The organism is Pyrococcus sp. (genome assembly GCF_030153625.1).
GTDB classification, from domain to species: Archaea; Methanobacteriota_B; Thermococci; order Thermococcales; family Thermococcaceae; genus Pyrococcus; species Pyrococcus furiosus.
Genome location: NZ_JASKLM010000031.1, coordinates 1 through 21,415, shown reverse-complemented (window position 1 = coordinate 21,415; position 21,415 = coordinate 1). Strand labels below are relative to the sequence as shown.

At 39.8% G+C, this 21,415-nt stretch carries 25 protein-coding genes, 1 tRNA gene and 3 pseudogenes; 13 read left to right on the top strand and 16 right to left on the bottom strand.

Annotated elements, in window-relative coordinates; all coding sequences use genetic code 11:
* The 5 genes and pseudogenes from PWP39_RS06485 to cobO form a co-directional block, all read left to right on the top strand.
* Positions 1 to 88 (top strand): annotated as a pseudogene (locus PWP39_RS06485) (IS6 family transposase); the annotation flags it as partial.
* A gap of 61 nt (positions 89 to 149) precedes the next feature.
* Positions 150 to 226: transfer RNA gene (locus PWP39_RS06480), tRNA-His, on the top strand.
* Between the two features lie 674 nt (positions 227 to 900).
* Positions 901 to 1,887, top strand: coding sequence for a magnesium/cobalt transporter CorA (corA, locus tag PWP39_RS06475; RefSeq protein WP_014835509.1), 987 nt, complete (start codon positions 901 to 903; stop codon positions 1,885 to 1,887).
* 33 nt (positions 1,888 to 1,920) lie between these two features.
* Complete coding sequence (locus PWP39_RS06470; protein ID WP_011013181.1) at positions 1,921 to 2,673, top strand: hypothetical protein; 753 nt, start codon at positions 1,921 to 1,923, stop codon at positions 2,671 to 2,673.
* A 760-nt stretch (positions 2,674 to 3,433) separates the two neighbouring features.
* Entirely contained in the window at positions 3,434 to 3,961 is a 528-nt protein-coding gene (cobO, locus tag PWP39_RS06465; RefSeq protein ID WP_011013182.1) for a cob(I)yrinic acid a,c-diamide adenosyltransferase, read from the top strand.
* Here the strand turns inward: cobO and PWP39_RS06460 are convergent.
* From PWP39_RS06460 to mobA, 3 genes and pseudogenes are all read right to left on the bottom strand, one after another.
* Entirely contained in the window at positions 3,958 to 4,437 is a 480-nt protein-coding gene (locus PWP39_RS06460; protein WP_014835507.1) for a TIGR00288 family NYN domain-containing protein, read from the bottom strand. The two genes, cobO and PWP39_RS06460, sit on opposite strands and share 4 nt — an antisense overlap.
* Positions 4,379 to 4,929, bottom strand: a pseudogene (locus tag PWP39_RS06455) (TIGR00288 family NYN domain-containing protein). The gene PWP39_RS06460 and the pseudogene PWP39_RS06455 overlap by 59 nt, the downstream one beginning before the upstream one ends.
* Positions 4,930 to 4,993: 64 nt before the next feature.
* Positions 4,994 to 5,584, bottom strand: a complete 591-nt coding sequence (gene mobA / locus PWP39_RS06450) for a molybdenum cofactor guanylyltransferase (RefSeq protein WP_014835506.1) — start codon at positions 5,582 to 5,584, stop codon at positions 4,994 to 4,996.
* Positions 5,585 to 5,639: 55 nt separating this feature from the next.
* On the opposite strand from mobA, the gene PWP39_RS06445 reads away from it, so the two are divergent.
* Positions 5,640 to 6,224, top strand: a complete 585-nt coding sequence (locus PWP39_RS06445) for an endonuclease dU (RefSeq protein WP_011013186.1) — start codon at positions 5,640 to 5,642, stop codon at positions 6,222 to 6,224.
* Here the strand turns inward: PWP39_RS06445 and PWP39_RS06440 are convergent, their stop codons facing one another.
* Positions 6,225 to 7,100, bottom strand: coding sequence for an EamA family transporter (locus PWP39_RS06440; protein WP_011013187.1), 876 nt, complete (start codon positions 7,098 to 7,100; stop codon positions 6,225 to 6,227).
* A gap of 38 nt (positions 7,101 to 7,138) precedes the next feature.
* On the opposite strand from PWP39_RS06440, the gene PWP39_RS06435 reads away from it, so the two are divergent.
* A complete protein-coding gene (locus PWP39_RS06435; RefSeq protein WP_011013188.1) occupies positions 7,139 to 8,494 on the top strand; it encodes a glycogen/starch synthase in 1,356 nt (451 codons plus the stop codon).
* A 36-nt stretch (positions 8,495 to 8,530) separates the two neighbouring features.
* Here the strand turns inward: PWP39_RS06435 and PWP39_RS06430 are convergent, their stop codons facing one another.
* Complete coding sequence (locus tag PWP39_RS06430; protein WP_011013189.1) at positions 8,531 to 8,989, bottom strand: hypothetical protein; 459 nt, start codon at positions 8,987 to 8,989, stop codon at positions 8,531 to 8,533.
* 60 nt (positions 8,990 to 9,049) lie between these two features.
* On the opposite strand from PWP39_RS06430, the gene PWP39_RS06425 reads away from it, so the two are divergent.
* Entirely contained in the window at positions 9,050 to 9,739 is a 690-nt protein-coding gene (locus PWP39_RS06425) for a DUF4152 family protein (protein WP_011013190.1), read from the top strand.
* Positions 9,740 to 9,827: 88 nt separating this feature from the next.
* Entirely contained in the window at positions 9,828 to 10,808 is a 981-nt protein-coding gene (locus PWP39_RS06420) for an asparaginase (RefSeq protein WP_011013191.1), read from the top strand.
* On the opposite strand, the gene PWP39_RS06415 is transcribed toward PWP39_RS06420, so the two are convergent.
* Entirely contained in the window at positions 10,805 to 11,020 is a 216-nt protein-coding gene (locus tag PWP39_RS06415) for a YciI family protein (RefSeq protein WP_014835505.1), read from the bottom strand. The genes PWP39_RS06420 and PWP39_RS06415 overlap by 4 nt on opposite strands.
* Before the next feature lie 205 nt (positions 11,021 to 11,225).
* On the opposite strand from PWP39_RS06415, the gene PWP39_RS06410 reads away from it, so the two are divergent.
* Positions 11,226 to 12,536, top strand: a complete 1,311-nt coding sequence (locus PWP39_RS06410) for a M20/M25/M40 family metallo-hydrolase (protein ID WP_014835504.1) — start codon at positions 11,226 to 11,228, stop codon at positions 12,534 to 12,536.
* Here PWP39_RS06410 and PWP39_RS06405 read toward each other — a convergent pair.
* From PWP39_RS06405 to PWP39_RS06395, 3 genes are read right to left on the bottom strand one after another with little or no spacing between them, the layout of a single operon-like run.
* Positions 12,525 to 12,740, bottom strand: a complete 216-nt coding sequence (locus tag PWP39_RS06405) for a hypothetical protein (protein ID WP_011013194.1) — start codon at positions 12,738 to 12,740, stop codon at positions 12,525 to 12,527. The two genes, PWP39_RS06410 and PWP39_RS06405, sit on opposite strands and share 12 nt — an antisense overlap.
* The gene (locus PWP39_RS06400; protein ID WP_011013195.1) at positions 12,731 to 13,438 is read right to left on the bottom strand and encodes a PrsW family intramembrane metalloprotease; all 708 of its coding nucleotides are present in this window, start codon (positions 13,436 to 13,438) and stop codon (positions 12,731 to 12,733) included. The genes PWP39_RS06405 and PWP39_RS06400 overlap by 10 nt, the downstream gene beginning before the upstream one ends.
* A 59-nt stretch (positions 13,439 to 13,497) precedes the next feature.
* Positions 13,498 to 14,256, bottom strand: a complete 759-nt coding sequence (locus tag PWP39_RS06395; protein ID WP_011013196.1) for a DUF2666 family protein — start codon at positions 14,254 to 14,256, stop codon at positions 13,498 to 13,500.
* Between the two features lie 118 nt (positions 14,257 to 14,374).
* Here PWP39_RS06395 and PWP39_RS06390 point away from each other — a divergent pair, with 118 nt between their 5' ends.
* The 3 genes from PWP39_RS06390 (at position 14,375) to PWP39_RS06380 (ending at position 15,553) form a co-directional block, all read left to right on the top strand.
* Positions 14,375 to 14,773, top strand: a complete 399-nt coding sequence (locus PWP39_RS06390) for an ArsR/SmtB family transcription factor (RefSeq protein WP_011013197.1) — start codon at positions 14,375 to 14,377, stop codon at positions 14,771 to 14,773.
* Positions 14,751 to 15,026, top strand: coding sequence for a nucleotide pyrophosphohydrolase (locus PWP39_RS06385; RefSeq protein ID WP_011013198.1), 276 nt, complete (start codon positions 14,751 to 14,753; stop codon positions 15,024 to 15,026). Before PWP39_RS06390 ends, PWP39_RS06385 begins: the two co-directional genes overlap by 23 nt.
* A gap of 80 nt (positions 15,027 to 15,106) precedes the next feature.
* On the top strand, positions 15,107 to 15,553 hold the full coding sequence (locus PWP39_RS06380; RefSeq protein ID WP_011013199.1) for an Lrp/AsnC family transcriptional regulator: 447 nt from the start codon (positions 15,107 to 15,109) through the stop codon (positions 15,551 to 15,553).
* Here PWP39_RS06380 and PWP39_RS06375 read toward each other — a convergent pair.
* The 7 genes and pseudogenes from PWP39_RS06375 to PWP39_RS06345 form a co-directional block, all read right to left on the bottom strand.
* The gene (locus PWP39_RS06375; protein ID WP_011013200.1) at positions 15,550 to 16,146 is read right to left on the bottom strand and encodes a 30S ribosomal protein S3ae; all 597 of its coding nucleotides are present in this window, start codon (positions 16,144 to 16,146) and stop codon (positions 15,550 to 15,552) included. The two genes, PWP39_RS06380 and PWP39_RS06375, sit on opposite strands and share 4 nt — an antisense overlap.
* A complete protein-coding gene (locus tag PWP39_RS06370; protein ID WP_011013201.1) occupies positions 16,146 to 16,397 on the bottom strand; it encodes a KEOPS complex subunit Pcc1 in 252 nt (83 codons plus the stop codon). The genes PWP39_RS06375 and PWP39_RS06370 overlap by 1 nt, the downstream gene beginning before the upstream one ends.
* Positions 16,375 to 17,808 carry a GINS-associated RecJ family nuclease gene (gene gan / locus PWP39_RS06365; RefSeq protein ID WP_288073214.1) on the bottom strand — a complete coding sequence of 478 codons (1,434 nt, stop codon included), beginning with the start codon at positions 17,806 to 17,808 and terminating at the stop codon, positions 16,375 to 16,377. Before gan ends, PWP39_RS06370 begins: the two co-directional genes overlap by 23 nt.
* 31 nt (positions 17,809 to 17,839) lie before the next feature.
* The gene (locus PWP39_RS06360) at positions 17,840 to 18,316 is read right to left on the bottom strand and encodes a 30S ribosomal protein S15 (protein WP_288073212.1); all 477 of its coding nucleotides are present in this window, start codon (positions 18,314 to 18,316) and stop codon (positions 17,840 to 17,842) included.
* Between the two features lie 338 nt (positions 18,317 to 18,654).
* Positions 18,655 to 19,113: pseudogene (locus PWP39_RS09760) on the bottom strand (type II toxin-antitoxin system VapC family toxin).
* Entirely contained in the window at positions 19,100 to 19,297 is a 198-nt protein-coding gene (locus tag PWP39_RS06350; protein WP_011013205.1) for an antitoxin AF2212-like protein, read from the bottom strand. The pseudogene PWP39_RS09760 and the gene PWP39_RS06350 overlap by 14 nt, the downstream one beginning before the upstream one ends.
* Before the next feature lie 395 nt (positions 19,298 to 19,692).
* Positions 19,693 to 21,147 (bottom strand): M1 family aminopeptidase, encoded by a 1,455-nt coding sequence (locus PWP39_RS06345; RefSeq protein ID WP_223208988.1) that lies wholly within the window; start codon positions 21,145 to 21,147, stop codon positions 19,693 to 19,695.
* Positions 21,148 to 21,415 lie beyond the last annotated feature (268 nt).

Below are 21,415 nucleotides of genomic sequence, written 5' to 3'. Positions count from 1 at the left end.
TAATTTTGTTAGGTTTCATTCTCGGTTTGGTTGTCCGCCTGGTGATGTGACTGAGTGGCTTCAAGAGGTGATGCCCCAGTTATCCTGACAGTATCTCCAGAATCTGACGAAAACTTTATAAATCTATTCCAAAATTTTCGATGGGAGTGGCCGGGGTGGTGTAGCCTGGTTAGCACAGGGGACTGTGGATCCCCTGGCCCGGGTTCAAATCCCGGCCCCGGCCCCAGAAACAGATTCTTCATAAAAATCTCCAAGACGGAATCCTAATTCACAAAGTAATAATGGATTCTGAATCTTATGATCTTTAACCGGTAATAGTAATTTGAGCGAAGTTATGCCAGAAGAAAGCATCGGCAAGGACCGGCCAAATTATACTCCTTTTTGAGAGATAGGAGAATTCGCATGAGTCACCTTCGACAGCTTGCACGTTATTTTTTAACCGCGGAGTCCTTTGGAAATCCTCACAAATGCTCCCTCAGTAGATGATAAACTCATTTGAAGCGGGAAGAACATATAATTCTCACCGTTGAGTTAAACGCACAAGATCCTTCACAGGTGGCAGAGAGATTAAAGTAACTGTCAAAAGAGAGAATCAGAAATTACAATAAATTTCTGATAGAATATTGAAAAACACTCTCTCAAAACCTCTAGTGGGCATCAAGCCATTTATCCAACGGAAAGATAAATAAAAAGTCCAGAACGTTGTACGTTACTATCTAGAAAGTAGATACACCATCTTCTGCCATTGAACCAGCATGAGGAATGCTACATTATTAATCCTGTCATTAAGCAAGAGCTGAGGCATGCAAAATAGGCCCGACGTTCTCTATGAACGACATTAAGAAGGTAACACAAACTATAATTACTCTAAAGTTCAATTTTTCAGCTGTGGTGTCCAGGATGGAAGAACCTAGAATAACGGTCTTCGCATATTCAGAAGATAAATTTGAAGAAAAACGGATTAAAGCAATAAAAGATGCCCTAAATTACAAAGACTACAAGGTAGTTTGGGTAAACATCGAAAGCATTGCATACCTCAAAGACCTAAAAGAAATTTTTAAGCTTCACGATGTTGTAATTAAGTTGATTCTCCGAGCAAAGACTCGATCCAGAATCTTGATTCTAAACGACTATATCTTTGTTCTACTTTACCAAGTGTATAAGATAAAGGGTGGCTTAAAAAGGGAAAAGACTGCTATCTTTCTGAAGGACAACTTCATAATAACTGTTCAAGAGCAACCTGGAGATGTTTTTAACTCAATTAGAGAGAGCATAAGACATGGTGAATTAGCTTATAGAAGAAAGGGAGCAGATCATTTATTCTTTGCACTTCTCGATGCAATAATTGAGAATTACATTTCAATTTTAGAGGATGTCAGTAAACAGATGGAGGAGATAGAGACCAAGGTTCTAAAAGGTGAAGGAAAAGAAGTACTTCAGAAGATCCACGGAATTAGGAGGAGAATATTATTCCTAAGAAGAACTATATTTCCCCTGCTGGAGATATTTAGACGGTTAAGGCTAGAAGGAAAGGAATTCTTTAGTGAAGAGACGCAGAATTATCTCGGAGAGCTTTATGAGCATGTTATGGAAATACTTGACATCATTGAAAACAACAGAGAAATGGCCAATGGCCTAATTGACATTTATTATTCAACACTTTCAATAAGAACGAACGAAATCATGAGAATCCTCACCGTTGTCTCCACGATCTTCATACCTCTAACTTTCGTAACTGGAATATATGGAATGAACTTCAACCCACAGGCTTCCCCATATAATATGCCAGAACTTAACTGGTACTACGGCTATCCCGCAGTGCTTTTAGCAATGCTGACCATAGGTATCGGAATGGTGTACTACTTTAAGAGGAAAGGGTGGCTATAAGGAAAATTTACCACTTTGGAGAGGTGAGAGTCTATGTTATCAGATCCACGTGAAATTCTTCAATATCTCCTCACATATGTAGGTGAAGTTTTCGAGAAGGAAAATGAGATCAATAAGGAGGAAGTAATAGGATGGAGAGGATCTGTTTCCAGCATAATATACTATAAACCAGGATATGAGATTGATGAGTTAGATAAAATTAGGAGGTTAATCTTCAGAGAAGATTTCATGAGTTATAGAACTTACATTCCCGATGAAATTCGGGGCATAATAAGCTATATAGACGGAATCTGCCAAAAGCTAGAAAGCCTAAATGGGAAATACGAAAAATTATGTGCAGAGATCAGAAAATTTCTTATCTCAGGAGACATAAGATGGCTTATCAAGAAAAGTGAGGAAATATCAAATCAAGTTGATCTTGATACCAAATCCCTGGAAAAATTAGTTGGTTTTCTCGAAGGATTGATCTTTCTTTTAAAGCTTTTTATGAAAGTCAATAAGTACTATCAAGAGTTCTTCACAAGCGAAGAAGACAAAATTAAGCTTCATGATAATGTTGAAGCTATTTACCTAAAAGATGAAGACGGAGAAATTCTCTGGCTATTTAAACCCCAAGGAAATTATGTTAGAGGGCTAGAAATTTCAGTTAACTTTGACACTTATGATTACGTGCGACTATGGGAGGGAGTCAACGAGTACGCTATTGTAAAAGCTTCACTGACGGGAAAAAGTGAGGGGATAAAAGAATTAGATAAGATTGAAGTTCCCACTTTACTTCTATTTTAGTCTTTTCTACGCGGTCGCCGCTGAAATTATAGCTAGGATCAGGAAAGAGGGCTTCGAGCTTATAGTCATGGCGGAGAAGGGTCGGAAAGACGAGGCTCGTCCTTGAGGAATTTGAAGAGAAAGGCTGAGCTCGTAGACTCAAGGATTGAGAGAAGTATTATGGACTGATCGCTAAAAACGTCGAGAAGAAGGATGAACTCAGAGAAGAGAGCTGGCTTACCTAGGATTTAAGGGACTTTCCCCACTACCGTTAACCGCGTAAATCCCTAAGAGCTTGGGAGCCTTTGAAAACCTGCGAGTGGAAGAGGAAAAGCTTATGTCGAAGAATGGGGATGATGTAATACTCCTGGTGATCCTCCTTCACATACCGCATATTCTACAAGTGATTTTTCCTATCGATATTACCGGCCCTGGGGAGTGCGCATGAGGGAAAGACAAAAAGGGATGCAACGCTTTTTTAAGCAGACTCTTAACTTTTTACGAGAACCAACAGAACATCTCAAAACCCTTAAATTATATTCTTACCATGCACTTCAAAAATTTTCGAAAAACATTCGTTACCTGAAAAACAAAGCAATGCTAACTTCGATTATTAAATCAAATCCCAATCTCCAACACCTTTATTTCCAAAAATATGCCCAAATATCGTGTACCGAAAATCCTCAAGATTTAAAATTTAAACTCTCAAAGTCTTATAGCTCCGATGATGAGTCTCGCTCGGCTGATAGATGATGTAGGGCATACTGGCTGAGGTGATAGTATGAGTTGGAAAGAAAAGCTTGGTTTAGTTCATATCTACACTGGAAATGGAAAAGGGAAAACCACAGCAGCCCTAGGCTTAGCGCTGAGAATGCTCGGCTCTGGGGGGAAGGTAATAATAGTCCAATTCCTTAAGGCTCCAAAAGTGTACGGAGAGTATGAGATGGCCCAAAAGTGTGGATTCACGATTGAATCTTACGGCCTTCCAAAGTTTGTTCATGGAAAGCCGGATGAAGAGGACATAAAAGCCGCAAAGAAGGCCCTTGAAAGGGCCAAAGAAGTCGTGAAGAGTGGCGAATGGGATCTTGTAATTCTAGATGAAATATGCGTGGCCCTTGGCTTTGGAATGATATCAATTGAGGAAGTCAAGGAGCTCATTCTAAACAAGGCCAAAAACACTGAGCTCGTTCTCACTGGAAGATACTGCCCAGAGGAGCTCTTTGAGCTTGCAGACTATGTTACCGAAATGAAAGAAGTAAAGCACCCATACCAAAGAGGAATACTGGCAAGAAGGGGAATTGAGTATTAATCTTCTTCCCTTTTCTCCATTATTATTACATAGTCGGCCGCATTCTGAAGAGCCACAGCGAACCCAGGTTCAACACCTATAACTACCGTCTCTTTCCCCCTCCTCTTTGCTTCACTTATTATTGGCAAAAAGTCCGCATCTCTCGTAGCCAACGCTAAAACATCTATGTCACTATTGTATATTAACTCCATGGCCTCTATTGCCACTCTCACATCGGTATCCCCTGCCACAATTATAGGTTCAAATCCCTGGTTTACAACAGCCTCGATTAATCCTTGAGGAGCGTATTGATTAAGAACTACTTTTGCCACTCTTATCTTTCCAATCTTTTCTAAGGCCTTCTTGATGTCCTCTAGCCTTATCTTAAACTCCTTCCTAAGTATGTTTGGCCCATCTATTATCAGTCCAATCGTCTTTTTAGGCTCCTCTTCCTCCTTCTCTTCTCTCCTCAGAATCTTCGTGATGACGTTCTTCAATCTTCTCACCTCTCGGCTTTAGAATTATCACGTAATCAGCTGCGTGTTTTAATGCAGAACTTAGACCATGTTCAACTCCAATTATCGCAGTTTCCTTCCCCTTTTCCTTTGCCTTTAATATGATTGGGACAAATTCTGTATTCCGAGTGGCCAAAGCTATCATGTCTATATTCGGGTTATACACTTCTCTCATGGCCTCAACTGCCATCTTTACTCCTATTTCTCCCGCAACTATTACCGGCTCAAACCCTTGATTTGAGACGGCCTCGATAAGGCTTTGAGGGGCATATTGATTTAGAATCACTTTTGCTACTCTTATGTTGCCCAACTTGCTCAGCGCCTCCACTATGTCTTCAAGATGAATTCCCAGCTCTTTTCTGAGAATATTAGGCCCATCAACGAAGAGGGCTATCCTTTCCCCCTCGTGATTATTTTCTTTCTCATCAGTGCTATGCTCTTTACCCCATCCACAATTCTCTCCCATCTCGCCATCTATAACACCTGGGCGATCGATGAAATCAATTAATTTTTGAAACTCTCAAGTATTTTAATTTTCCTATTCTCTAAGAAGTCCACTCCTAAGAACAGTCCTAATATCATCCAATGTTTTAACCCTAAAGAAGCTCCACTTAACTTTTTCGTTCTTTCTCATTAATTCCTCAACATCCAAGAATTCGGCGTCTATGTATTCAGGAAGCTTTGATAAGTTGCTTATATTGTCGGCCTTCATGCCCTCCAAAGCATTCCTCAAGGCTCTCGCATTGTACACCCCATGAAAGACCTCTACATTCTCTCTGAACCTGGGAATAAGAGCTTCCAAGAACTCATCGTAGTATATTGAGGTCATGTAGTTGATCAGGAAAGGCATTACCAGAGGCATGTTTCCCTCTACAAGAAATATGTCCCCTGATTTAGGAAGGCCTTTCAATAGGGCATCTATTTTCGTGTTTCCCGTAACTGGGACTACGTTCTCAACGTGGAGAGAAAACTTTCTTTCTTGACTCTTTTTTACTAAAACCACAACATCATCTATCCTCTTAGCTAACCTAAGCCTAGCTTCAACAATTTTTACCACAGACTCATCATTTATCGGAATTAGGTAATTATCACTCTTCTTGAGTTTCACTGCAAATATTACCCCTAGCATCTCCACATTTGGGTGGGAAAAGTGTTTTTATACATTACTCTCCTTAGGAAAAACAATGATTAGGAGGGTTAAAAGAGAAATTAGGGTAATCGGATTTGATGACGGAACATTTCCTCACAAAAAAAGAGGAGAAAAAGTTATTCTCGTCGGAATAGTCATGAAAGGGGGAAGTGATGTTCTTGGAGCTGTTTCTAGGTGGATAACCATAGATGGACTTGATGTTACAGAAGCAATAATTGACTCGATTTTGTCTTCAAGATTTAGGGGGGATCTTCGCGTTATCCTACTCAAAGGAATAACCTACGCAGGGTTTAACGTCGTTGACGTCAACAGAGTATTTAGGGAGACTGGTCTTCCCCTTATAGTGGTTGTAAGGAAGAGGCCTGATTTTGAAGCGATTGAAAATGCATTGAGAAAGCATTTCGAAGATTGGGAGAAGAGAATGGAGCTAATAAAAGCTGGGGGAAAGATCTACGAGCTGATCCCAGGAAAGGTGTACTATCAAGCCATAGGCATTGACGCTGAAACTGCCGCTAAGATTATAAGAGCAACCTCTCGGAATTCCCTAATTCCAGAGGCCCTGAGGATTGCCCACATAGTTGCATCGGCCGTTATGAGGGGAGAAAGCTCCAAAGAATAGCTACCTCTTTGCTAGAATTGCTCCAGCTATTATAAGGGAAGCACCGAGATATTGGAGTAAAGAAAGTGCCTCTCCAAATATAAAGTAAGCTAGGATAATAGCAACTACCGGCTCAATAGTTGCAATTATCGAGGCCTTGCTAACCTCTACAGTCTTGAGAGCCGTATTATACAAGATATACCCCAGGAATGTGGGAAAGAAAGCAAGTCCTAAGAGATAAGGAAGGGCGGCTGTGGGAACTCTTAAATCAGTCACTGGCAAGAGAAAGAGCAGACCAATTAATAAGACGTTAAAGAGAACTCTCTCGGGCTCTTCCCTTCTCACTGCAAACTTCACAAAGACTCCATAAAGGGAGTATGTGAGTCCACTTGCAAGTCCAGTCAATAAAGCTAGCTTTGAAACGTTAAGTTTTCCGTCCAGGTTCAATAACAAAACACCGAGAATTACAAGAAAAACTGCAGTAAGTTTACTAGGAGTGAGCTTTTCCCCAAATAGTATTCTTCCAAAAATTAGGGAGTAGACTGGGGCAGTATAAAGCATTAAAACGGCGAAAGAGACTGATGATATCTTAACTGTGTAAAAGTAGAGAGAATAAAAGAGAAAAATGCTAAAGAAGGAAAAACCCAGGTAAAAGGGGAGCCTATCTTTAGACATCAGCAAAGGGAGACCCCTAACTTTAAGATAAACTGCCAAGAATATTAGCGCAAAGAGAACCCTGTAGAAAACTATCGTATAAGTTGAGAGATTAAATCCATAGAGAAACTTTGCGAATATTCCCAGAGTTCCCCACATGACCGCAGCCAAAAACACAAAGAGATAGCCTCCCTTCATTGCAAGAGTTCCTGGGAACTTAAGCTTATAATGTTTGCTCAACATTCATATACCCAAACTCAGATATTCATAAGGGTGAAAGAATGAAGGTACTTTTGCTTGGCTTTGAATACTTACCCATAAAGGTCGGAGGACTAGCAGAGGCATTAACGTATATTGCAAAGGCACTTGCCTCCCTGGGAAATGAGACCATCGTATTTACTCCCGCCCATGGGCAATTTCACGGAGAATCGATTGGAAAGGTTAGGGCTTTTGGAGAAGAAGTTGAAATTAGAGTTCACTTAGAGAAAGAGGGAAACTTAAGGGTTTATAGAATAGGGGGAGGACTGCTTGACTCAACGGATGTGTATGGCCCTGGTTGGGATGGATTGCTGAAGAAGAGTGTTCTCTTTGGAAAAGCAAGCGTTCTCCTCTTAAATAAATTGCTCGAGAAAGAAGAGCTCCCAGATGTAGTTCACTTTCACGATTGGCACACCGTTTTTGCTGGTGCACTAATAAAGAAGTACTTCAAGATCCCAGCCGTCTTTACAATACACAGGTTGAATAAGGCGAAAGTTCCAGCTTATTACTTCCATGAGGCAAACCTTTCGGAGCTAGCCCCCTACCCAGATTTAGACCCAGAGCATACTGGAGGATATGTAGCCGACATGGTAACGACGGTAAGCAGAGGGTATCTCCTGGATGAATGGGGGTTCTTCAGGAACTTTGAAGGTAAAGTTACCTATGTATTCAACGGCATAGACTGCAGCTTCTGGAGTGAAGACTTCCTCGATGGGGATAGAGAGACAAGAAAAGAGAGGCTTCTAAAGAAGTTCGGGCTTGAAAAAGGGACGACTTTCATGTTTATTGGAAGGTTCGATAGAGGGCAGAAGGGAGTAGATGTTCTTTTAAGGGCAATTGAAATTCTATCCCAGATTTACAAAGACTTTAGCTCTCTTAGGTTTATAATAGTTGGAAAAGGGGATCCAGAATTGGAAAATTGGGCTAGAAGCTTGGCTACTTCATACAAAAACGTTGTAGTTATAACACAGATGCTGTCTAGAGAGTTTGTGAGGGAACTATATGGTTCAGTAGATTTTGTGGTTATTCCTTCGTACTTTGAGCCCTTTGGTTTAGTTCAATTAGAAGCAATGTGCCTTGGAGCAATACCCATAGCCTCTTCAGTCGGTGGGTTAAGGGATACCATAATAAGCCTCGATAAAAGTCCCCACAATGCAACTGGCTTGTTAGTACCCCCAGGAGATCCTTGGACACTTGCAAATGCTATGATAAAGATGGCCGAGCTAAATAAGACCAACAAAGAGCTAATAGAGGAGCTAAGAGAAAACTGCAAGAAGAGGGCAAGAGAATTTTCATGGAAAAAGGCAGCTGAAAGATACATTAAAGTTTACAGGGGAAATGTGGAAAGGTTCTTTGACTTCATCAGCACCGGAGTTTAGACCCTCACCACTCGGGAAGCGGCCAAGCTCATCATCTCACTCCTTCTTCTTTCTTTTCTCCCTTAAATGCTTTTCTAAATATGTTGATATTACCTCACCATGCTCCTCTTTGGTCCAGAACTTCTCCTCATTGATTATTTTCTTCAATTGTTCTAAATCTTTCTCAGAGGCATCAAGTTTTATAACTACAGAGGCGTCAAAGTTTTCAAGAGCCCCGTGAGGTTCAACTATAATGGAAGTCCCTACAACATGAACTTTGTCAATTGCCACTCTTATATGAGCAGCATGCTCCTCCCCTTCAACTCTCCAAAAGCCATAAATATCGAGGTAGCCCTCTTTGATGTAGAAGTGAAGTGTTGGAGGAACAATTCCCTCAATTAGGGGATATACGTTTTGGCCCACAAGAAGATACGCTGAACCTCTGACAGTCATTATGTTCAACCCTTCACACATGTCGTGGAGGTAACAATCTATAATAATCTCCCTAGTCCCCATAACCCCTCACTTAAATGTGTAGTATTTTATATAATTAAAACTATCGCTGGAGGTAGAAAAATGAGAATCGTGGCCGCAGACACGGGAGGGGCTGTTCTAGATGAAACTTTTGAGCCAATAGGGCTTATAGCGACCGTCGCTGTTCTAGTTGAGAAACCTTACAGGAGTGCAAAAGAAGTTATGGTGAAGTACGCAAATCCCTATGATTATGACCTCACGGGAAGGCAGGCAATCAGAGACGAAGTCTTGCTAGCAATCGAGTTGGCAAGGAAAGTAAAGCCAGATGTAATTCATCTAGACTCAACCCTGGGAGGAATAGAGCTAAGAAAGCTCGATGAACCCACAATCGACGCATTAGGTATTTCAGATAAAGGGAAAGAGGTATGGAAGGAGTTATCAAAAGACCTTCAACCATTAGCCCGAAAATTTTGGGAGGAAACAAACATAGAGATAGTTGCTATTGGAAAAAGTAGCGTCCCAGTGAGAATAGCAGAGATCTACGCAGGTATTTATTCAGCAAAGTGGGGGATAGAGAACGTTGAAAAAGAAGGACACTTAATAATAGGACTACCAAGATACATGGAAGTTAATATTAAAGATGGCAAGATCATTGGGAGAAGCCTAGATCCCAGGGAAGGAGGACTTTATGGTTCAGCAGAGGTTAGTGTCCCTGAGGGTGTTAAATGGGAAATATATCCAAACCCTGTGGCCAGGAGATTTATGATTTTCGAAATTTTTTCAAAACGCTGAACAAATGTCAATTTTTCTTTTCTACACCTTATAAATTGTCGACAAAAATACTAAAAAGGGGGTATTTTAGTTATCATGGTGATTAAATGTGAAAATTCTTCTAATTGGGATGGGTGGAACAATTGCGAGTGTAAAGGGCGAGAATGGATATGAGGCTTCGTTGTCCGTTAAAGAAGTTTTAGATATCGCCGGAATCAAAGATTGTGAGGATTGTGATTTTCTCGATTTAAAGAACGTTGATAGCACGCTTATCCAGCCAGAAGATTGGGTAGATCTTGCTGAAACTCTTTACAAGAATGTAAAAAAATATGATGGAATTATAGTCACTCATGGTACCGATACTCTTGCCTACACTTCTTCAATGATAAGTTTCATGCTTAGAAACCCCCCAATACCCATCGTATTTACTGGTTCTATGATACCTGCCACTGAAGAAAATAGTGATGCCCCCCTAAACTTGCAAACAGCAATAAAGTTTGCAACTTCTGGAATTAGGGGAGTTTACGTGGCCTTCAATGGAAAAGTTATGCTTGGAGTTAGAACATCTAAGGTTAGGACAATGAGCAGAGATGCATTCGAAAGCATTAACTACCCTATAATTGCAGAATTAAGAGGAGAAGATCTCGTGGTTAACTTTATTCCAAAGTTTAACAATGGAGAAGTCACATTAGACCTTAGGCACGATCCAAAAGTTCTAGTTATAAAGCTAATCCCAGGACTTTCGGGGGACATATTTAGGGCAGCTGTAGAGCTGGGATATAGAGGAATTGTCATAGAAGGTTATGGAGCTGGAGGAATTCCTTATAGGGGAAGTGATTTACTTCAAACAATAGAGGAGCTCTCCAAGGAGATTCCAATAGTAATGACAACCCAGGCAATGTACGATGGAGTTGATCTAACGAGGTACAAAGTTGGGAGATTAGCCCTTAGAGCTGGAGTAATCCCAGCGGGGGACATGACAAAAGAGGCAACAGTAACAAAGCTCATGTGGATTCTAGGCCACACAAACAATGTGGAAGAAATAAAAGTATTAATGAGAAAAAATCTAGTTGGAGAGCTTAGAGATTAACCTTCCAGCTTCTTAATTTCTTCTTCTCCAATGATTAATGGCCTAGTAGCTTCATAGACATCTGCAAGCTCCCATTTGACTTCTCCTTTATTCATGAGCTCTGCATACTTCTTTGCCAACTCCACGGCCTCCTCGTAACTTTCAGCTTCTACTATTCTTCTCACATACCACTTTCTATTGCCAAATCTGAGCTTGAACTCTGCCATGTACATCAGCACCACCACCTGAAGTTCAATTTTATAGAAATAAAACTTTTCCCTCAGTCTGGAACGGCTTCCTCATCAGCTCGGCAGCTACCCTGTTCCCATCATCGGGCAATTAGATTTATTACTCAAAGGTTTTTAACATCTATCACCCAATGATGATGGATCAACCGGCTGAAGTATGATGAGGTCCGCATCACCTGAGGGGATGGATATGGACGTGCTTGAACTTCTTTCTCAATTGGTTGAGTTCGAAACCGTTAATGATCCAGCAAAGGGAATAAAACCCACCAAAGAATGTCCCAAGTTCATCAAAGATACGCTGGAAGAGTGGGAAGTTGAAGCTGACGTTTTTGAAGAGAACGGCTATTATGGAGTATTAGGGGAAATTGGAAAAGGTTATCCAAAGCTCCTCTTCATGGCTCACTTCGACGTAGTCCCAGTAAATCCAGAAGAGTGGAACACAGATCCATTCAAATTAACCATAATAGGAAACAAAGCGTATGGAAGGGGAAGCGTTGATGATAAAGGGAATGTTGCTGCGGTGATGGTAGCACTAAAAGAGCTTGCAAAAGAAGATATCAAAGGAAAAATAATCTTTGCCTTTACTGGAGATGAAGAAATTGGAGGATTCCTCGCTAGCAAGATTGCTGAGAGATTAAAAGAAGAGAACAAGCTACCAAAGTACATGATCAATGCAGACGGAATAGGAATGAAACCAATAATTAGGAGAAGAAAGGGGTTTGGAGCGGTTATTAGAGTTCCGATTAAGAAGATCAAGGTTAAAGGGAAAATAAAATCCAAAACATTCAAGGTAAACACCCCAATTTTAGAAACAAGACATGCTGCATATTTTCTCCCAGGAGTAGACACTCATCCACTAATAGCAGCTTCACACTTCGTAAGAACAAAAGAAGTCCCTGTAGTTTCCCTTGAGGGGAAATTCTTGAAAGGTAACGTTGTTCCCAGTGAAGTTACTTTAACTTACCTTGAAAGAGGAGATGGAGAAGAAGTTGAAGTGGACCTTGGATTGACAGAGCTGATGAGGTCAATAGTTCCAGTTGTGAGGGCTCCAATAAAGGCGGAAAAATACAGCGACTATGGAGTGTCAATAACGCCAAACATGTATTCCATCGAAAACGAAAAACACGTTTTAAGGCTCGATATAAGGGCGATGAGTAATTCAAAAGAAGATATCGAAAAGACATTAAAAGAAGTTATCTCGTTCACTTTGCCAGAGGGAGAACTCGAAGTCAAAACTAACGAAAAAGCAGGTTATCTCTTCACAAGTCCTGAAGAAAAGATCGTGAAAGTTGCATTGGAAGTTCTCAGAGAGCTTGGCGAAGATGTTAAACCAGTTGAGGGTCCTGGAGCCTCAGATTCAAGGTACTTCACCCCATATGGCGTAAAGGCAATAGATATCGGGCCTAAAGGAGGAAATATCCACGGACCTAATGAATTCGTTGAAATAGACTCCCTAAAAAAGATGCCAAAAGTGTATAAGGAAATTGCACTAAGGCTTTGATTCCAAAAAGTCAAGGAGTATTCTAATATCTGTTTTAAATGGCTCACTCGCCTTCTTTTCTTCCTCTCTTAACACCACTATTGCCTCTTCAAGATCATTTACTGAGGATGAAATTTTTGAAACTAAGGCTTTAAGCTCGTTGTAATACTCTACATAAGGTCTCACTTCTATTAGCGCTTTTTCCAGCTTTTCCTTTACCACCATCTTCTACCACCCATCCACCAGTACTTCTCCAAATCTTCTCTCTTTCCCAGGATTATAAAGTATCTAAGCAAGCTTATATTTATCAGCAGTATTAAGATCACGAAGATGTAATAAGCTGAAACAACAGTTGAGAGAAACGCAAAGTAATCCCATAGAAAGTGCAACAATATTGCAAGTGCAAAATAAGGAGTCAGGTCATAAATTTTTCCTTCAGATTTTAGACCATAACCTACTCCTATTATAGCACTCCATGAGGCATGGGCTAGGGGAGTTAAAAGTGCTCTAGCTATTGTAGTCCCCATTCCATAACCAAGACCATAAAGTAGATTTTCCGTAGCTGCAAACCCAAGTCCAGCGGCAACTCCATAGATAACGCCATCCATTATCCCATCCATTTGTCTTGCCTTATATGGAAGTTTAATAGCAAGAGCCTTGGCCGGCTCCTCAACGATTCCCGCAACTAAGGAGATATAAAAGAAAGTTGCTGGGAGTAATGCTCCTATGGATGTTATCCAGCTGGGAACTAGAAGGCTCTCAATTATAATTGCCATTATTACAGACACAGTAGCTCCAAAAAGAAACGTTAAGATAACGTACTTCTTGGGCTCTGGTTCTAGCTTATCTTCGTGGTAAAAATACCAAAGTAAGGCTAAAGCAGGAGCATAAGCAAAGAATATTAGAGAGGTGAGTAGAGACATTTAATCACCACCGGTCGGCGAAGCGAAGAGTCATCATCCATCAGGTGTCCTCGGCTTCCTCATCCCGCCTTTTCTAGATACTTTTCAAGGTTCTTCGATGGAACATCAACTTTTAACCCAAGCTTTGAAAGCATTTCTCTGGCCGCATATCTAACTTCAAATTCGTTTCCTTTAAACTCTCTGAAGAGCTGGACTATTTCCTTTATCTCTTCTTCTTTCTTAACTTTCTTGAACCCACCGAAATACTCCACTATTTTCTTATCATCAACATCTGCAAAGTCTTTAATCTTGTTAACTGCAGTTTCATTTATACTTGCTAAAAGTCTTGCTATATCCAAAAGGGGAGTTTTTTCATCTATAATCATTCTCTTAACCACTATCCAGCTTCCATATCTTGCAGTAAAGTTTATGTGGTCTTCTTCATACCTTGGCTGAATTTTTAGCCCTTCAATTTTTCCACCTGGGAATTCAATTGGTAACTCATTCTTCAAAATCTCTCTAGTTAAAACAGCCTTTGCAACCTCAACTAGAAGTTTTTTCAACTTTTTATCGTCTTCCATAACAAGCCTCCCTATCTGCCGGGATACTTTTGGGGATATCAAGGCCTTTAGCTTCTCCTCTAAGCTTCCCTCAATTTTTATGGAAAGCAATCCATTAACGTCAATTTTTTCTCCTAAATAGCCCGGTATCTTTGAACTAACTGTGTTGGAGACTCGTGAGAGGAACATCGCTATATTCTCATTTGTGAAATCTTCCACGTTCTCACCTACAATCCACTCTTCATGTTTAGCCGTGAATTCCAATATCCTCTCGATCATTTTTCATCCCTCAAATAAGATAAGTGGATCTCATTGAAAAAGCTTTTTCATGCAATTCACTTTTCAAGTGAAATAAATTTTTTATACCATTAGTTCCAAACCTTTGGTGGTGATAGACGTGAAGATTAGGGAGCTAATTGAAAAGCTTAATGAAAAGCAGAAAAAGACTGTCATGAGTTGCCTATCAAAATGTGAAATATTAGATTTAGATGAGGAAATAGAGACATACCCCTCCAAGGAGATAAGTAGGTTTTTAAAAGTCATATCAAATCCAATTAGGTATGGAATACTCAAAATGTTAAATGACAGGTGGATGTGTGTCTGCCTAATTTCTGAAGCCCTTGAGATAGATCAAACACTCGTTAGTCATCACATAAGAATTTTAAAAGAGTTAGATCTCCTTGAAGAAAGAAAAGAAGGGAAATTAAGATTCTATAGGACAAACAAAGAAAAGTTAAGGGAATATTTGGAAAAGGTGCTGGAGGACTTTAATCATGGAACTTCAAAAGGAAGTTGACAAACTTATTAAGAGGATGGGAGGCTACTGGACACCCTCACAAATGCTAACCGCTTTAGTGGAAGAAGTTGGAGAGCTTGCCGATATAATTTTATCTTTTGAAGGAGTAAAGGGCCAAAAAGATTACAGTAAACTAGAAGAGGAAATAGGAGATGTTCTTTTTGCATTAATTTGCATCGCAAATTATTTCAAAATAGATGTAGAGGAAGCATTAAAGAAGACACTCGTAAAATACTCAACTAGAGACTTGTAACTTTGTAATAATCTTTGAATATTGGAAATCATCCGAAACTTTTTTATACAGGCGAATATTCATCAAAAAGGGGGTTATTTATGAGGAGGATGGACAAAGTAGACCTCCAGCTCATCAAAATACTCTCACAAAACTCAAGACTCACATATCGCGAATTGGCTGAAATGCTCGGAACTACCAGGCAGAGGGTTGCCAGGAAAGTCGACAAATTAAAAAAATTAGGCATTATTAGAAAATTTACAATAATTCCAAACTTGGAAAAGTTAAATTACATGTATGCGATTCTATTGATAAAAGTGAAAGCAACTGAAAACATATACCAAGTTGCAAAGGTTCTCAAAGATCACGAAGATGTTAAAATATTGGAGCTAGGAGTAGGAAAGTACAACATAATAGCCCATGTTTTAGTTCCAAAGGATATTAAAAAAGCACAAGAAAAGGTCAACGATGTAATTAAAGAAATTAATGGTATTGAAGATCTCGAAGTCGAGTTTGTTAGTGACATTCCAAAGTTTGAGCTTCTCTAAGCTATAACCTGGGGCTCTTCCAACACTTTTATCTTTCTTATCTCTGCCTTTCTTAGCGGGTAGATCTTCTTTGCCTCCTTTGCAATCTCAGCTGCAATTTTGCCGTTTACGGATTCTAAAACAAAGTCCTTGAAGTTTAGTTCTTCAGCTTTCTTGTAGATAATTTCCTGCATTATCTTTCTAATAGCCCTCTCTTGGCTCGTTTGTATTCTTCTCATTGCTATGGCCATTGCCATTACCCTCAACTTGTACCCATCTTTCGTTGTTATGTTGAATATTCCATCAATTCTTGTAGTCTTTCTCCTGACAAGGGATCTTATGTAACTCCTTGCAAGCTTCATTCCCTTGAACTTTGTGTAGGCATTCTGTCCCTTGACATCATATACTTGGAAATAGAGCTTCACGTGACTCTTTGTAAAGTCTCCTGTAACATCCTTCAGAGTAACTTCAACGACTCTGTTGAGTACTTTCTCTGGATCGTCTGCTGGCGTTAATCCTACCTCTACCCCGCCAAAGAAGTCGGGAGCATAAATAATATACCATTGCTTCAACTTCCACTTATCCCTTGTTGTTGTAGCCCTTTTCGCAGCCATCATAACACCTCCTCAGCAACTTTTACAGCGAATATCAAATCATCGAGAGCAACTATGAGAGTCTCAATTTCTCCATGATATTTAACCTTTGTTATTACCTTCGCTCCATCGGAAAACGTCATAAGATTTAAACTTTTCTTGAGGTTTGGAGGGAGAGAAATATTATCAACATCAACAGACTTCGCAATAGCCTCAGCAACCTTCTCATCGCTGTACTCCCACAATATTTCAGCTTTCGCTTTTATCTCCACCTTTGCTCACCTGTTCTCCAAGGATTTTATCTATTAATTTTCTAAACTCCGCCAACCTGGCCCTGGGAATTCTTATACCTGCAGCTATCGCGTGTCCTCCCCCTTCCCCATTCACTAGCTCAGCCGCTTTCCTAAGAGCTTCTCCCAAATTGTAACCCTTAGCTAAAGCCCTTTCAGTTGTTCTAGCTGAACCTTTGAGAAGGTTTGGATCTTCATCAGTATCTGCAAACACTATAACCGGCTTTTCAGGATCTGCCAGTCCAGCATTGATGGCCATGCTAGCTGCTATTCCAACGAGAGTATCTCTAATACTCTTTCCCACATATAAGACGTAAACATGATCCCCCTCCCAAACTTCACTGTTCCAATTTTGAAGTAGCCACTTTCTTGCTTCAATTTGCTCCCTCTTGTAGTCTTCAACCATCTTTAGGGCCTTTCTGAAAGCCTCCTCATCTCCCAAACATACAGCCACTCCTAAGTTGCCCAAGTTTAACCTGCCTGTAGCGTTTAATAGGGTAGCAAATTCTCTAGCCTCGTGCCTGGGATCCCCTTCAGGATATAAGGGACTAATAACAACGTCTCCTATTAGCCTATCTATATCCTCTTTTCCAGCTCCATGCTTGATCATGTGAATGATTAGGAAATCATGTAACTTTTTCTTTTCCTCCTCACTTAATTCCCAATATTTTTTCTCGGGATTGAAGCCCTTGTTCTTTAACCACTCTATGGCCTTCCTCTCGTCTCCAGTAACTTCAGGAATTTCCGGATTTGTGGCATATGCGAGCATTTGATAGAGAGGTCTAGTTTCCCTACCAAACAGGCGCAATTCTTTTTTAACCTCAAGAATTCCCAGAGATTTCCCATCTTCAATAATATCAAGGTTCATCCCATGGAAAACTCCATCGTTCTCTTGCATATCCCCAACTGCTCCCACTATTGCAATGTAAGCAAGGTCCCTATTCTTTTCATTTAGCTCCCTTGCAAAGAAGTATGTAACCCCAGATCCACTCAGATCCCTAACGCTATTTGCGCCAAATTGAACTGGATTAACAAGTATATGCTTTTCTTCCAACTTCACATTTTCCGGAGGGTGATGGTCAAGAATCACAACAGTTTTTTCCTTGAGATACTCTTTTATCATACTTAAAGAACCACTACCCAGGTCGGAAAAAATGAAGATTTTGTAATCTTCATCCTTTAATTCTCTTAAAAGATCTTCACTTACCTGTTTAACAATCGAAATGTGAAAGCTCGCTCCTTCTCTTCCCAAAGCCTTTGCAAGAATTGCCGCAGAGGTTATTCCATCCGCATCCCTATGAGAGATTATCCTTATAGTATGACCTAACTCGATGTGGAGCTTTATTATATCCACGGCTTCCCCAATCTTATTCAAAAAACCTTCCTTATCCATGAAAAACACCAAATGAAAATATAGGGAAGGATCAGCGGACGAGCAACTTTGCAGTCTCTGGGTCGTAACGCCAGTTCTTTGGAAGCTTACCCTTCCTCTTGTAGTACTTAACAAGTCTCCTTATCTTGCTCTCTATGAGCTGAAGACCACGCATTGAGTGCAGGTCCTTTGGATGCTGCTCAAGGTGCTTTCTAAGGTTTACTGCCCTTCTAATGAGGAACATTAAGTCTTCAGGTATCTCTGGAGCAAGGCCATGCTTTTCAAGTATTCTCGTTATTGTCAAATTTCTATTTGGATTGTCAGGATCTTTAAACAGCTTAACGCTGGGAATCCCATACTGGTCTCTTAGGATTGTTCCAATCATTGCAGCACTATAACCTTCTTTCCTAAGCTTAACTACAAGGTTCTCTATTTCTTCAACTGTATACTCCACCCAAATTGGAGGAGCTGTCCTTGGAGGCCTCTTTGATCCACTCTTACCCCTCTTTCTAGCGTGCATCCTCGCCATTTACATCACCCCCTGGTGACGGCCAGCTCAAGGCCAGCCGTCCCTTTCGGCGCATGATTGATTATAGCATTTAAAAGGTTTTTGGAATTTCCCTTTAAGAGCCGAGAATTCCAATTGGAAGGTTTACAGGCTTATCAGTTTCGACTCGGCCTGAAAGCAGGTTCTTCGCATATTACCTACTGGTTAAAGCCAGCTTGGGGGTTATGAAGAGGATGGGCTATGGTGGTGAGCAATCCTGGGAAAAGTTATGGTTTCTTCTCATTACTCTCACAATTAATCGAGAAATCAAGAGGGTTTCTTCGCATTGCTTTACTCAGCCATAGTTCACAAGGAGGAAGTTATAACGGTGAATCAATAACTTCGAGAAAATTAACTTTCTTAAAGTCTTCATCAAAGGTTGCTATTTTCTTAATTCCATAATATTTACAAGTGGCAGCTATTATCGCATCGTTGGTTAAAAGAGCGTATTTTTCCCAATTTCTGCGGATAACTTTAGTATTTCCCAGTTGACTTCAACTATCCTTAAAAGTTCATTCTTCATCAGTTGTTCAATTGATTCCTTGACTTTCCCATAAACCCAACTATATCTATTCAAATGCTTTTTGAGATCATAAACACCCTTCAATCCATCTCGAAGGGCCAGGTAAACATAACCTTATAAGCCGTTTCAGAGAAAACGACTGGACTAAGGTAAGGCCTCTTTCAATTAACGACTTTACTAATGCTTTTGCCTTTTCATCACCAAGGTTTAATCCTACCAGAACAGAAGAATCTACAAAGAGTTCAAAGTGATTCATAGTAAGCCTCCTTAAGCTTCTTATAATCTATACCCTCAACTTTCTCGATAACCATGGAATCCAAGATTTTCTCAAGCTCCTCCTCATCAATTATCTTGATGATGACCTTTGAGTGCTCTTTAAGCTTTAGCTTTTTTAGAGGTTTCAAAACTCCATCCTCATAAATTGCCTCAATGACCTGCATAACTCTCCCCGTAAGAGATTTTTGGGAGATTTAAGGTTTTGGCGTTGTTGTGAGGTTTGTTTTTAATGACGAAGTTAATGTTAACAAAAAAGAGAGCGAAATAGGAAAAGATGTTAAGAGGTATCATTTAATTAGCTAACTAGAACCTAAGATCCCTCCACTAATTAAAAGTGCAAAGAAGTGAAGTACTTTAGCCATTCCCATCACCTCCCGGGTGACGGCCAGCAAGTGCCAGCCGTCCCTTCGCGTAAACACAATGGAATCAATTTAAAAGATTTTAGAACTTAATAACATTTGTTTTACAGTTATGTTAAGAAGGTTGGCGGAGTAGCATACCAGCGAGAGTATCTAAGGTATTCTCGGTTTGTTTAAATAAAATCCCCAATTGGAAGTTTTTAATTCACTATCACCTTCATTCCATCTACGCTGTATTCTTTATTCTCATTTATCATCCATTCGTTTGGGTCGAGGATTATCTTTAGGGGCTTATCATTTATCTCAAAACTAACCTTTGCTTTTCCTTTAATCCAAACTTTCTTGACAAATTTTTCTTTTGAAGTTATTATCTCAACCTCAAGGGGCATTGTAAAATTGCTCTTGTCAATAATGTCAAAGCTCACTATATATTTTCCATTCTTTTGGACTAGACTTAAGTTTTCAATCTTGTAATTGGGCACCTTTGTAGTGTAAAACCATTCTTTGAAGAACCAATCCAAATCTTGTCCACTGACTTTTTCAAAAATATCTTGAACATCAGTTAAATTGCATTCTTTACCATGACACTCCCTCAAAAGTTCCCTTAGCCCTTTAAAGAAAATCTCATTACCAAGAACAAACTGCAGAGAACGGAAGACAAAAGCACCTTTGTAGTACACCATTCCTTCTGCGTGTGGATTGAACACGTCTTCCGTATAAACTTGTGCTAAGGTGTAGGTGGAATTAATTAAAGGAGAATGTTCTACAAAATTAAGCACTTCATAAGAATTCATGGACATTATAGCAAGATAATTTGCTAATGTTTCATCCATCCTACCAAAAGATGCATAATCACCGAACCAAGAGTGGGCAATTTCATGAGCGAGGAGGAGAGTCTCATTTCTTTTAGGATGGATTAATATAACTCCTTGTGGGAACTCAAAACCCGCCTTAGTGTTTAAACTCTCCAGGTAAAAGATTTTGAGGCTGGAGTATGGATAACCTCCTAGAATTCTAGAATAACTCCTTACTATTTTGGAGACAACATAAACAACGTCTTCTCTCTTTCTTCCCACCTGATACACATTAATTGTTATTCCTGAAAGATTTTTACGAATGAGCGAGAAATTGCCCACAATTATTAAGGGATCTCTTGAGTTTTTTGAGCTATACACAAGAATATTTCCCTCTCTTGTTGATCCTTTGTAAATAACCTCCCAGAACCCTTCTCCTTTTTCGTCTATTACTACCCCTTCCCAACCCTTGGGAACCTTCAGGCGTATTTGTGATTCATAGCTTTCAAAAGTTTCTAGTTCCCTCAATAGCCACATGGATGATAACACGAGTTCGTTTCCATCATAGGTTGTTCTGAAAATGCTCCAGCTTTCTCTCATTTCTATGTAACTTACAAAAGGCTCAAAGCGCATTACTTCGGCATGATACTCTATTGTTATATTCCCAATTTTATCTTTTGGTATCTTTAAAACGAGTACCAAGATATTTGCTTGAGGCATGGTGACTATTGAAACGTTCTTAATAAAGCATCCTTTCGCTGTAATATTTCCAATAACAACTCTCTTAGGAAATATCAGTGATATTCTACTTGTGTCGCTTTCTCTAACGTTTTTTACTGTCAAAATTTTCTTCCCGTCCACTTCTAAACTTTTTTGAGAAGAAGGATTAATTGTGAGTTCTATATAAGATCTAACTTCAAGCTTGGAAAAGTTATGTGTGGTTAAATAAGTGACGCCATGAAAGGATGCATTTGATTTGGGAATGTCCTTTCCGTCAATTATTTGGAAATTTTCTAGATTGTTATTGTCATGGATACTGTTAGGATAAGCGGTAGGGCGTTAGGTTTAAGTTTCTGATAATTTTTCAGAAAAAGAAGGGAGAGAAATGAAGGCTGAGAGCATTCTATAC

What these genes read in the sequence shown, in the direction of transcription:
- PWP39_RS06395 (WP_011013196.1), bottom strand. Translation starts at nt 14,256, where the DNA reads ATGATCGAGAGGATATTGGAATTCACGGCTAAACATGAAGAGTGGATT.
- PWP39_RS06415 (WP_014835505.1), bottom strand. Translation starts at nt 11,020, where the DNA reads ATGTACATGGCAGAGTTCAAGCTCAGATTTGGCAATAGAAAGTGGTAT.
- PWP39_RS06360 (WP_288073212.1), bottom strand. Translation starts at nt 18,316, where the DNA reads ATGGCGAGGATGCACGCTAGAAAGAGGGGTAAGAGTGGATCAAAGAGG.
- PWP39_RS06350 (WP_011013205.1), bottom strand. Translation starts at nt 19,297, where the DNA reads ATGCAGGTCATTGAGGCAATTTATGAGGATGGAGTTTTGAAACCTCTA.
- PWP39_RS06430 (WP_011013189.1), bottom strand. Translation starts at nt 8,989, where the DNA reads ATGGGGACTAGGGAGATTATTATAGATTGTTACCTCCACGACATGTGT.
- PWP39_RS06425 (WP_011013190.1), top strand. Translation starts at nt 9,050, where the DNA reads ATGAGAATCGTGGCCGCAGACACGGGAGGGGCTGTTCTAGATGAAACT.
- corA (WP_014835509.1), top strand. Translation starts at nt 901, where the DNA reads ATGGAAGAACCTAGAATAACGGTCTTCGCATATTCAGAAGATAAATTT.
- mobA (WP_014835506.1), bottom strand. Translation starts at nt 5,584, where the DNA reads ATGCTAGGGGTAATATTTGCAGTGAAACTCAAGAAGAGTGATAATTAC.
- PWP39_RS06405 (WP_011013194.1), bottom strand. Translation starts at nt 12,740, where the DNA reads ATGGTGGTAAAGGAAAAGCTGGAAAAAGCGCTAATAGAAGTGAGACCT.
- PWP39_RS06410 (WP_014835504.1), top strand. Translation starts at nt 11,226, where the DNA reads ATGGACGTGCTTGAACTTCTTTCTCAATTGGTTGAGTTCGAAACCGTT.
- cobO (WP_011013182.1), top strand. Translation starts at nt 3,434, where the DNA reads ATGAGTTGGAAAGAAAAGCTTGGTTTAGTTCATATCTACACTGGAAAT.
- PWP39_RS06375 (WP_011013200.1), bottom strand. Translation starts at nt 16,146, where the DNA reads ATGGCTGCGAAAAGGGCTACAACAACAAGGGATAAGTGGAAGTTGAAG.
- PWP39_RS06400 (WP_011013195.1), bottom strand. Translation starts at nt 13,438, where the DNA reads ATGTCTCTACTCACCTCTCTAATATTCTTTGCTTATGCTCCTGCTTTA.
- PWP39_RS06380 (WP_011013199.1), top strand. Translation starts at nt 15,107, where the DNA reads ATGAGGAGGATGGACAAAGTAGACCTCCAGCTCATCAAAATACTCTCA.
- gan (WP_288073214.1), bottom strand. Translation starts at nt 17,808, where the DNA reads ATGGATAAGGAAGGTTTTTTGAATAAGATTGGGGAAGCCGTGGATATA.
- PWP39_RS06385 (WP_011013198.1), top strand. Translation starts at nt 14,751, where the DNA reads ATGGAACTTCAAAAGGAAGTTGACAAACTTATTAAGAGGATGGGAGGC.
- PWP39_RS06440 (WP_011013187.1), bottom strand. Translation starts at nt 7,100, where the DNA reads ATGTTGAGCAAACATTATAAGCTTAAGTTCCCAGGAACTCTTGCAATG.
- PWP39_RS06435 (WP_011013188.1), top strand. Translation starts at nt 7,139, where the DNA reads ATGAAGGTACTTTTGCTTGGCTTTGAATACTTACCCATAAAGGTCGGA.
- PWP39_RS06445 (WP_011013186.1), top strand. Translation starts at nt 5,640, where the DNA reads ATGATTAGGAGGGTTAAAAGAGAAATTAGGGTAATCGGATTTGATGAC.
- PWP39_RS06470 (WP_011013181.1), top strand. Translation starts at nt 1,921, where the DNA reads ATGTTATCAGATCCACGTGAAATTCTTCAATATCTCCTCACATATGTA.